The organism is Rahnella sp. P4_A8 (assembly GCF_056402435.1).
The window spans coordinates 1-1,597 of record NZ_JBFUHK010000213.1 but is presented as its reverse complement, the minus strand read 5'-3'; the positions used below and the strand labels follow the sequence as shown (position 1 = coordinate 1,597).

The 1,597-nt window shown below is 44.5% G+C and carries 3 protein-coding genes; 1 reads left to right on the top strand and 2 read right to left on the bottom strand.

All coding sequences use genetic code 11. The annotated features are described in order from the left end of the window. Together AC1DUO_RS24805 and AC1DUO_RS24800 are read right to left on the bottom strand one after the other, a co-directional pair. Nucleotides 1-787 (bottom strand): ABC transporter six-transmembrane domain-containing protein (locus AC1DUO_RS24805; RefSeq protein WP_477989309.1); only part of this gene is annotated, 787 nt, incomplete at its 3' end. A gap of 86 nt (nt 788-873) precedes the next feature. Continuing rightward, complete coding sequence (locus AC1DUO_RS24800; protein WP_162906063.1) at nt 874-1,077, bottom strand: hypothetical protein; 204 nt, start codon at nt 1,075-1,077, stop codon at nt 874-876. Nucleotides 1,078-1,311: 234 nt separating this feature from the next. Here AC1DUO_RS24800 and AC1DUO_RS24795 point away from each other — a divergent pair. Next, on the top strand, nt 1,312-1,597 hold a 286-nt coding region (locus AC1DUO_RS24795; RefSeq protein WP_477989306.1), incomplete at its 3' end, for a response regulator.

The window sequence follows — 1,597 nt, the reverse complement described above, 5'->3', positions numbered from 1 at the left end:
TCCACATGTAGGTCATTACAGCGTAGATATGCCCTGCATCCTGCCCACCGCTAAGCGTCATCGTAAGGATAGTCATGCCAAATAACAGGGTAGCCGCCGCACCGATAGCCAGATATCCCAGCGCTTCCCTGTCGGACAAGGCGATCCGCAATCTGGCCAGCACGTGATAATGGCGGGTCAGCGGTGAGAAGGAAGCACCGCTGATCAGACTGACCTCCTTTTCCAGACGGTTATTAAGACGTTCGAAAAGGACTTCATTTCGCTGTGTAAACCGGCGCAGACACACTCCAAATAAAATAAGAATGAGCAGGCAGGCAATGCCGGTTCTGGGCTCTATAACCAGAAGCATTAACGTTGCTCCCGTAATAGAAGAGATTGCCGTGATCAACACCGGCAGATGTATTTCAAAGAAATCAACAAACTCCCGCGACAATGCGACTCTCGCCGCCACGGTGGTAGGGCGTTCATTATCCCGGCGCTGCGCCATGATTACCGGCACCGCCAGCTCTGCATATATCCGGGCAAATGTGCGCGTATCCACGCTGCGGCGAGCTGCCCCGAGAGCCCACATGAATAGAACCATGGCTGCATATAGCACCGCATGCATTGCCTTGCCGGCCAGTATGGCGTTAATGGCAAAGCTCGCCAGCAGCGGATAAAGTAGCCATGCTACGTTTTCTGCAATAACCAATAGCAGCGTGATAAACAATTTTCTGTAATGGCGGCGGCCCAGAGATTTGAGAGTTGCCAGTGCACTGTGTTCAACAATATTTTTAAGTGTATTCATGACGGATATTTATATTTTTCTAAAAGTAAAACAGGTGTAATTATTTCGCGGGCACAGTAAGGCGAACCCAGCATTCAGGAGTAAATTCACACGCGCTCAAAAAAAAGTATTCTTTTTTCTATATGATGATTAATAGTATAAAAAGCATCTTTAACCGGGGAGATTATATCTTGAGGTTTTACGTCGAACTGGGTATTAACATGAGCGATGACCCTGATTTTCCCTGACTCAAGAATAAGTGCCTGATGACTTTGTTGTAAAATCTGCACATTCAACACCAGCCACTCCATAACCAATCCCATTCTTCCTTTCAAGGTGTGATATTGCTTCTTAACTCTCTTAAGGAATTAATAGTATAGGTTGCTTATGTTTTTTTGATGACTTCTTTATGGAGGGAGTATGGAGGAAAATAAAATAATGACATTTAGTGATGACTTCGCTTTGACTTAAAACCGCTCTGGAGTTTTTATCACGAGCACTATAAAGTAAGGCAGCATTAGCTTAAATCAAAATGGAAGAAGAGCATGAACGGTCATAACCTGATAATGGTGGTTGAAGACGAACCAGAAATAGCTGATATATTAGTTAGTTACATAAGAAAATCAGCAATGGAGGCAATACATGCAAAGGACGGCACCACCGCTATGGCATTGTTCAGATTGAAAAAACCAGACCTTATCTTGCTGGATATACAATTACCCGATATCACCGGCTGGAATTTTCTATCGTCGTTAAGAAAAGAAAGTAACGTGCCCGTTATTATGGTTACTGCTTTTGACCAGGATATTGATAAGCTGATGGGATTACGAC

Coding starts and splice junctions, on each gene's coding strand:
- AC1DUO_RS24800 (WP_162906063.1), bottom strand. CDS start 1,077: ATGGAGTGGCTGGTGTTGAATGTGCAGATTTTACAACAAAGTCATCAG.